The sequence below is a fragment of the Brevibacillus sp. AF8 genome, from assembly GCF_021270385.1.
GTDB lineage: Bacteria > Bacillota > Bacilli > Brevibacillales > Brevibacillaceae > Brevibacillus.
On the sequence record NZ_JAGQDN010000040.1, the window covers coordinates 1 to 7,743 of the forward strand.

At 40.1% G+C, this 7,743-nt stretch carries 9 protein-coding genes; 5 read left to right on the top strand and 4 right to left on the bottom strand.

Annotation, left to right across the window (positions count from 1 at the left end; translation table 11 throughout):
• Nucleotides 1-35: 35 nt before the first annotated feature.
• A complete protein-coding gene (locus KB186_RS28070; protein WP_221868886.1) occupies nt 36-1,535 on the bottom strand; it encodes a recombinase family protein in 1,500 nt (499 codons plus the stop codon).
• 335 nt (nt 1,536-1,870) lie between these two features.
• On the opposite strand from KB186_RS28070, the gene KB186_RS28075 reads away from it, so the two are divergent.
• Nucleotides 1,871-2,716 carry a discoidin domain-containing protein gene (locus tag KB186_RS28075; RefSeq protein ID WP_232774835.1) on the top strand — a complete coding sequence of 282 codons (846 nt, stop codon included), beginning with the start codon at nt 1,871-1,873 and terminating at the stop codon, nt 2,714-2,716.
• A gap of 431 nt (nt 2,717-3,147) precedes the next feature.
• On the opposite strand, the gene KB186_RS28080 is transcribed toward KB186_RS28075, so the two are convergent.
• Both KB186_RS28080 and KB186_RS28085 read right to left on the bottom strand, forming a co-directional pair.
• The gene (locus KB186_RS28080; RefSeq protein ID WP_232774837.1) at nt 3,148-3,378 is read right to left on the bottom strand and encodes a hypothetical protein; all 231 of its coding nucleotides are present in this window, start codon (nt 3,376-3,378) and stop codon (nt 3,148-3,150) included.
• A gap of 116 nt (nt 3,379-3,494) precedes the next feature.
• The gene (locus KB186_RS28085; RefSeq protein WP_232774838.1) at nt 3,495-4,304 is read right to left on the bottom strand and encodes a metallophosphoesterase family protein; all 810 of its coding nucleotides are present in this window, start codon (nt 4,302-4,304) and stop codon (nt 3,495-3,497) included.
• 91 nt (nt 4,305-4,395) lie between these two features.
• On the opposite strand from KB186_RS28085, the gene KB186_RS28090 reads away from it, so the two are divergent.
• The 3 genes from KB186_RS28090 to KB186_RS28100 all read left to right on the top strand — a co-directional run bounded on the left by KB186_RS28090 (nt 4,396) and on the right by KB186_RS28100 (nt 6,147).
• Nucleotides 4,396-4,692, top strand: a complete 297-nt coding sequence (locus tag KB186_RS28090; protein ID WP_255688991.1) for a recombinase family protein — start codon at nt 4,396-4,398, stop codon at nt 4,690-4,692.
• A 243-nt stretch (nt 4,693-4,935) separates the two neighbouring features.
• Nucleotides 4,936-5,415, top strand: coding sequence for a hypothetical protein (locus tag KB186_RS28095; RefSeq protein WP_232774840.1), 480 nt, complete (start codon nt 4,936-4,938; stop codon nt 5,413-5,415).
• Nucleotides 5,416-5,835: 420 nt separating this feature from the next.
• Nucleotides 5,836-6,147 (top strand): hypothetical protein, encoded by a 312-nt coding sequence (locus KB186_RS28100; protein ID WP_232774841.1) that lies wholly within the window; start codon nt 5,836-5,838, stop codon nt 6,145-6,147.
• 610 nt (nt 6,148-6,757) lie between these two features.
• Here the strand turns inward: KB186_RS28100 and KB186_RS28105 are convergent.
• The gene (locus KB186_RS28105; protein ID WP_232774842.1) at nt 6,758-7,018 is read right to left on the bottom strand and encodes a hypothetical protein; all 261 of its coding nucleotides are present in this window, start codon (nt 7,016-7,018) and stop codon (nt 6,758-6,760) included.
• A 95-nt stretch (nt 7,019-7,113) separates the two neighbouring features.
• Between KB186_RS28105 and KB186_RS28110 the strand changes: the two genes are divergently transcribed.
• The gene (locus KB186_RS28110; protein WP_232774843.1) at nt 7,114-7,410 is read left to right on the top strand and encodes a DUF7674 family protein; all 297 of its coding nucleotides are present in this window, start codon (nt 7,114-7,116) and stop codon (nt 7,408-7,410) included.
• The last annotated feature ends 333 nt before the right edge of the window (nt 7,411-7,743 follow it).

Here is a 7,743-nt window from a genome sequence, read left to right on the forward strand (position 1 = left end):
TCAATCTAAATGTCAAAAGAGGAGCATAAACGGACTTAGAACGTGTATATCTCCACGCTCTCTTCAAAAACTCGTACTTCCCTCACCACGTGACGGATTAGCTCTTTTTTATCCTCAAAGGTTAGCTCATCCTGTGCCTTCGATAAATAATATTCAGCAGCTTCCTGGATCAAGTTGCGGCTATACTCATGATTAGTTTGCAGCTTCGTTTGTTCCTTCAACTCACTTAAACGCTGATTCAGTTTATCTTCTTTCTCCTTCAGTTCTTTCAACTCTTGGCGAATATCTTCTTCACCAATATCTTCTTCGCCGGAAGCAAACAGTTTAAGCAATCTCTTGCGACCCGCTTTTGTTTTTTCGAGTTCCTTTTGCAAGCGTTCCATCTCCACTTGCTCGAATGGAGTTTCCACTTTATCTTCCACTGCCACGGCAATCTCATCAGGATTATTCAACCAAGACGCAACTGTTTCCCAAACCTGATTGTCCAATTGCTCACATCTGACACGGCGACCGCATCCCTTATTTTTTGCTCCTGCTGTATTCTTAACGTCGGTATACTCAAATACATGCTGGCTCCAGTTTTTCGCTTTTCTTCCTGGCATCGTATTTCCACAAGTCCCGCAACGTACTAGGCCGCTTAAGAGGTACTCGTTAAAGCTCCGGCCCGCCCATCTTCTTCTGGATTCCTTTAGTAGTCGTTGAGCATGTTCAAACTTCATTTCATCAATAATGGATGGGCAGGGCAGTAATATCCATTCTTCTTTTGGACGCATTTTCATACGGACTTTCTCATCCGGTTGCCGAAACTGGTTGCCGAGCATCCCTTCTGTATTCCATTTATTCTGATAAAACCTCCCCACATATGCCTCATTCATGAGCATCTGACGTACCACTTGTCGATGCCATACACTCGCCCCACGCTTTGTAGGAACCCCCTTGCTGGTCAAGTAAACGGCTATTCCATTTATCCCTTCAACAAGATCATTTGGCTGAGTAAACAGATCAAATACAAGTCGCACTACTGCTGCCTCAGCTTCATTTATGACTATCTGTTCCTTCTCTGAATCATAACTGTACCCATATATTTGAAAGTCACGTAGCACGCGGCCCTGTCTTGCCTTTTCTCTTCTTCCACGACTCATACGCTCATTAATTTTTGCCTTCTCAAATTCAGCAATCGCTCCACGCATGCTGTAAAAGAGTTGACCTTCAGGCGTTTTTGCATATTCGCCATTTACGAACACAAGCTCTACACCACGTTTATCAAATTCATCTGTTATAAGCAACTGGTTCATTAGCTTACGCGATAAACGGTCAGGGTCCAGGCAGACAATTTTTGTAATGACCCCGTCCTTCACATCTTGTCTAAGCCTTGAGAGAGCCGGACGATCTAGGAACTCGCCTGATACATCATCTATGTACTCGGCAACTTCACTCGTCGCTGCCTTCTTCCTGCATTCTCTTAACTGATCGTCGAGGCTGAATCCGCTCTTGGCCTGCTCCTCTGTACTCACCCTGGCATATATTCCGATCATACGGCTTCTCCCTCCTGTATTTTCCTAATAAATAGTGGTAACAGGCGGAACGTATACTGTCAGTAGAACTTCCCGGTATAATCTTTACATGCACCGTTCATCCCCTCCTGTCGAGAAGATATGCGCGAACGGCTTGTCAAAAGTAGTGAGGAAACGTGAAAAACCCGTCTCCTTAAAACAGGGACGGGTTAGCTATTTTTTGAACTCTATATGAACAATTCTGCTTACTGTTCCTTTGATTTGAATTTATTCCTTTTACTGTTTTGCTCGAATCATCGATATGTAATATATTTCTATGTGGAATTATCCATTTTTAACAGTTCAAGGAGGTTTTTATGATTTTTGTAAAGAAGAAGTACAGTAAGCTTTTTGTAAGTATTGGTCTAATCACCACCATTTTATTTTCTGGGCAAAATATTAGTTTAGCAGAAGATCAGTTTACCAATGATTTAGTTCCAACAATGACTTCTAACACTAGTCCTTCTCCGTTAGTAATTAATGCATCTTCTCAAGATCATGAACTTCGGCCACCTTATAAAGTATTTGATGATCAAACCAAATTTGGATCAACAACATATTGGGCAAATGGCCCCATGGGAACTGGTGGAGCTGGTTGGATATCTGTAGATTTTGGTGAAAATAATGAGAAAAGGGTTCAGGCGTACACTATAACTGCTTTTGGTCACACTACAGCTCCAAAGGCATGGACTATTGAAGGAAGTAATAATGATACAGATTGGGTTATCTTAGACACTCAAACAGACGTAGTATTTGCATCATCACAAAAAAAGAGTTTTGCATTTTCCAACTCTTCATCGTATCGTTACTACAGATTGAATGTAACATCTAGTCGAGAGAATAATTCACTCGATATTCAAGAGATTGAGTTACTCGATAAAATAGAAAATACGCCTGATCCAGATCCTGATCCAGAACCAACTCCAACTGGTGATAATGCACTACTTGTAATTAAAATGATCAGTGGTCTTGAGAAAGAATATGAGCTAACTGCATCCGAAGTACAGGACTTCATCGACTGGTACAATGGCCGTGCAGATGGACGTGGCAAAGAAACATATATGTTCGATAAGGACTTTAACAAAGGACCATTTACCGCTCGCAAAGATTATGTAGCATTCAGCAAAATTCAATCCTTTGAAGTTATGGAATATAGTAAATAACACGAAGAGGCACCTCCTATATAACAGGTAGGTGCCTCTTACATTTATTGACGCTCTTCGTAGCATGCCACTCTTTGTCCAGTTTCGCATTTTAACACTCGTTTTATCTGCGGCTGAATGTAAACATTCTCCCGATCCTCGCCTGTGATGATTGATTTTGCAACAATTGCGTCCCATAAGTCTTTGCCTCGGCCGTCAATGTAGGCCATTTTCTTATGGTTAGAGTGTCCGCAACCGCACGGTCCAGGACAGCTTTACGCTCCGTAAGAGTAAATCCTCTAAGGTCAGCTCCATCATAATGTAGCATAATACAACGTATAATATTGGTATTCGCCCAAAAAGTTGATATGCTGCCACCAAGAGGTGATATATCCTTTAAAAGTTCCTCCTGAATTCGTTTTTCTGGAGGTACCTTTCTAAACGCTATCGTGTTACCGACAACATCTCGTCGAGCACCACGGCCGTGAATATCCCCTCTCGTACCATGTACCATTTCCCTCGATATTTGCGATATCTATTTCCGTGAAGTCGTTTTGCTCAGGGAAATACTTCTCAACAGTGTAAATCTCCACGGCAGCTTTCATCGATGGGTAGGCTTTTAATAGCTCACGTGCTTTCTCTTTGTCTTCAGCATTAACGAACAAATCTAATTGTGCGTTCATCTTTCCAATTCCCCCTCGTGGCAGCCCATGTTCTAATGTTTTTGCCGAACATATATACGGGCTCCCTGCTGGGGGCTATTTTTTGTCATTTTTCTATATAGCACGCACTTCTATCTTTACACTTGAATATGCACGGCGCTACGTCTTTTACCTTCACCGGGATAACCAAGTGCAGCATCTACAAAACGACATCCATTGGCTTCATAATCAGATCGTTGGTGAGTATGCCCAAAGCACCATACCTTGCCTTTGAGTTTAGAAAAATAAGGACTTCCGTCAAAGTAATAAAATGAATTGACCAGATCATGGTCGGCCTTGCTCCAATCGCCACCAACATGTGTAATGATTACATCTGATGACTCAATGATACCGTCAAGTTTCTTCTTCTCTTCGTCAGCGAATGTAAATGGCTTGTCCAACAAACCCTTGATCAGTCTGGAATCGTTCATTATTTCCCACCATTTTGAATACAGGGCCTCCTTTGAATATCCAAGCTCTTTAATCCCATATGAGAAGTCATACCACATTCCAACTCCACCATAGTTAATGCCATCGATTTCTACTATGTCGCCATCAAGAAAGTGCACATTGGTAAGCGAGCTGCATGTTTCTTTCATCTCGATAACACGATTAAGAGATTTTCCTCGGTACTGCTTTTCTTGATTTGCACTAACCAAATAGTAATCATGGTTTCCTGCAACTATCAGAATGTGCTCATATATCTGTTTCAACTCTTCAATCAGTATTTTGTTTTGCCAATTGTAATGACCCAGGTCACCAGCAATAACAAGCACATTATGATTCGTTTCAGGCAAAATTGCTTTTATGAAATTCTTAATTTGTGGAATCATCTTGTGCGGCGGATTTTCAACTTTAACCCAAAAATCAAGATGTACATCTGATATAAGATCAAAACCTTTGCTCATCACACACCTGCTTTCGCCTTGGAATGGTTTGTAAACCCCAACACTCTCATGATAGATTTGCTATATGATTTTATTTTTTGAGGTGATCATAATGGTTGCTGTTTTTATCCGCACTGCCTTCAACGATTATAGAAAGACCGAAAAACAAATGGAGTCCTGCATGCCACATGTCAAAAATGTAGCTCATAAGGTTTACATAGAAATCGACGTTAAAACCATTGACTCTGATCGTCCTGGCCTGTCTCAATTGCTTACGGACATAGAGGCTGGGGTGGTAAACAAGGTAATCTGTCACAGTGCTGAGCGAATCTCTCGTAACCCAGTTGAATTGGGGAAGTTCATGCAGCTTGCTACTCAGATGAATGTCCCATTAGTGTTTGCCGAGTGATTCTGAATGGAATCACTTTTTCTCTTTTGTTAAATGATGCCTTGTCCCATGTAGCAACAGCCTGTATCGATATTTCGATTCCCTCCTCTTGGTTTTTAAACTTCCCCTCGATGAAAAAGAGTCACACAAAGGTTTCTTATCTAAAAATTACCAATATAAGTAATTTTTGTTGATATTTTCTTCGACTTGCATTATGCTGTCCTTGTGTTTATTTCCAAATATTTCAAGATAGGAGTGTTATTGATGAAAGCTTTTAAACGAATCGCTTTTAGCTTGGCTTTAACTTCAATTGTATCTGCATTTTCTATTGTTAGTGGAGCTTCTGCAGTGTCTCCAGCCACCCCCCAAGAGGTGCCTGCAAATAAGGCATTAATAAAACCATCGGATACAGATGGCAGAAATATTAGCTACCATGGTTCTTTTCATACTAGGCTTATCGCTGGTCCTCTCCCAATTAGTACTTATGGAACTGTACCTCTCACTGTTGTCCAGTACTATCCATTTTCCTCCGATAAACCTAAACTCACTTATCAATTTAGAAATCACAGTGGCACAAAAGCGTCTACAAAGCATCATGTTCCTGAAAGATATGAAGATGAGAATTATACAATCACATTTACCGATGTTCCAAAAGGAACAAAAGATGAGCCCATCTTCTTATACATTGAAAACGCAGTCTCCGAGTCTAGAAACGTTAATGTAAATGGATACACATCATATTAAATAAGATGTAACGTCCTAAACTAACTGCCTTTCAGATAAATTAAGGTCCTCCAATTTATGAAATAACTGTCTATAAGCTTGCATATAGATGGTTATTTCTTTTCTCATCTTGACTGTTTCATTAGCGAAAGCCTCAGGATTCATATTGACCGTCCTTCTCACAATTAATGTTTTGTTAAGCTCAGCTCGTTTATAACAAATCCACCAAAAGTTATAACTTTAGTTAGCAGACAGATATAGATAGAATGGCGTATGTTATATGTGCCCGTTGTAAAACACGCTTTCTTATCTGTTGATGGAACGCCGTATGCGCTGAAAGGCGCCTGTACGGTGTAGGCTCGAACGAAATCCCACAAAAATAGAAGGGTATAAGTCGAGAATAGCATTGATGAAACGCCAGCAGTTGGGACAATTACTCTTTTGAATGCGAGCATTTTACTGATTAGCTTCAATGAAGAATTATCAGATGATACTTTAACGATCAATGATATCAATCAGTTAATCACCCACATTAGCAATCAAAATGGAGCGAATCTCAGAAATCCTGCGATTAATCAAAGTATTGAATGGGATACTAGCAACCCCGAAAACCCTGTTCTTAAAATTCACATGGGTTATAACCCTGAAACATGGCACACTGGATTTACTTATAAAGTCAAATTTGTTTCAGGAGCTGTAAAAGATATGAGTGGAAATATTACTTATGAAACGCCATTCAGTAGCGAATTTTAGACAGCCATCAACGGCCCTCGGGATATCCCGGGGGTATTTTTTGTGTCGGGACTACGGCATTTAGAATCTCTTTTTTATCAAATCGTGTGTTTTGTAAATTTGTTAAACTTTTGTTCAGTAATGTTATATACTGATAAAGCCCGTTGTAATTTTTCACCTTTTTCCGTTGATGGAACGCCGTGTGCGATGAAAGTCGCCCGCACGGTGTAGGCTCGAACGAAAACCCTCAGAAAGAGAAGGGTATAAGTCGAGAATAGCAATCACAAACCTATAATTATCAAGCAACTAGATGTTTTCCAATTAACTTTGAGATTCCCGAATGGACTACTCGAGTTTTCGGATTATATTAGGGACCCCGAAGATGATCCTCTAACTTATTCCATTACTCTAAGTGACAGTAGTATTGCTCAAGTATCCATTGACAGTTCAACTGGTAATGCTAACTTCACCGCATTAAAAGCAGGCCAAACTACTGGTACTATTACAGCAAGTGATGGAATAAGTGGTGAAGTATCTTATAGCTTCATTTTTAAAGTTATTGAGTAGTTTCCATCGACGAACCCTTAGGAAATCCTAGGGGTCTCTTTTTACTAAATTACTGTTGTGTTGATTACTCGTTCCAGCAAATGACCTTTGGTTCTGTGTAAACAAAATCTTTGCCCAAGAACTCACCGAAAGTCATGTTTTGGTAACCCTCTTCCGCTTCAAACCATCCTTCTCTTTCGAAAGGAACCTCTGACACACCATCAATAGTTTCGTGCCATTCCGCATCGACGTAGGAGTTATGCATTTCCAAAGCCTCTTCTTTCGATTGTGCAACGATGTATGTCGTGTAGTCCTCGCCAACTCCGAAAATCTTGAAATTCATCATAACCGCCTCCATTTTACTTAATAACAAAATGTTAAATAACGATTTTTCCATGTGATAAAATTTCGATATACCTTTTATGGGGTGAACTTTTTGAAATGATACAAAAGCATGAGGTTATCGATTTATTCTTATCTGCTTGTCCTTCCTATAAAGAAAGATGGCTCCATTTTGTTAGTGAAACTTACGACGATAGCGAAGAGCATCTCCCGTATATTGATGTCTCAGATTTCGCCCAACATGTAGATGAGCTTTACCAAAAGCAAATGTTAACTGAGTTGCCAATGATATTTGAGGTTTTAGAAATGCTCCATATCAACGGTGACGACTATGTTAAAGAATTAGCGACAATTGCGTTTCTGGAATCATTGCTAGGTTGTGAAATTTCAAGCTAAATTGAATGTTTTCTGATGCACATTTCCCTATAGGGACAAGAATTATGGACAATCTCATATCCTATCTAAAACGGAATGCCCCTGATAAAGCTTTTATAGGTCTCTTTTCGTCTAACGAAGTTAAGAATCGGTATGAGAAATACGTTTTTAAGCAGTACCTTGCTTTGACAGGAATGTCTCGAGTAGCGCCAGTTGTTGGTGGTGTATCAGGACCTGGGGCTCGTCCTATGTAGGAAGAAGGGCTTCGTTATATCTTTCAATTTTTGGGGAATCTTAATGGTTCCCTTTTCTTGCGCTAAGCTCTTGATGCACCCTTTTGACATTACTATCTCA